The sequence below is a fragment of the Pseudotabrizicola sediminis genome (assembly GCF_004745575.1).
Lineage (GTDB): Bacteria > Pseudomonadota > Alphaproteobacteria > Rhodobacterales > Rhodobacteraceae > Pseudotabrizicola > Pseudotabrizicola sediminis.
The window spans coordinates 1-408 of the sequence record NZ_RPEM01000071.1; the positions used below are offsets into that span (position 1 = coordinate 1).

Genomic DNA, 408 nt, shown 5'->3' on the forward strand with positions numbered 1-408 from the left:
TGTCACATCCCGGAAGGTGATATGGCTGTTTCCTGAACACCTCCGGTTTCAGTTTGTGCCAGTCCCTCATCGCCTGCAAGGGCGTCTTGCTGCCCAAGGCTGACTGCGGAAGCTGCTGATTGTAGAGCAGCACGTAGCGGTGCAGCGTGGTTTCTAGTTCCTCGCCTGAATGGAAGTGGTGGGATTGAAGCACCTCCTCGATCCGGCCGTTAAAGCGTTCGACCATCCCGTTGGTTTGAGGGTGCTGCGGCGGTGCGAGGCGGTGTTCGATTCCTAGGTCTGCGCAGAGCTGGTCGAACTCGTGCTTGCCGGTGGCCTCGCGTTTGCGCAGACCAAACAGGCGGTCGGTGAATTCCTTGCCATTATCGGTCAAAACCGTCCTGATCCGGATTGGGCAGGCCCGTTCCA

At 58.6% G+C, this 408-nt stretch carries 1 protein-coding gene; it reads right to left on the minus strand.

What is annotated here, in order from left to right; all coding sequences use genetic code 11:
• On the minus strand, nucleotides 1–408 hold a 408-nt coding region (locus tag EEB11_RS19345), incomplete at both ends, for an integrase core domain-containing protein (protein ID WP_135434219.1).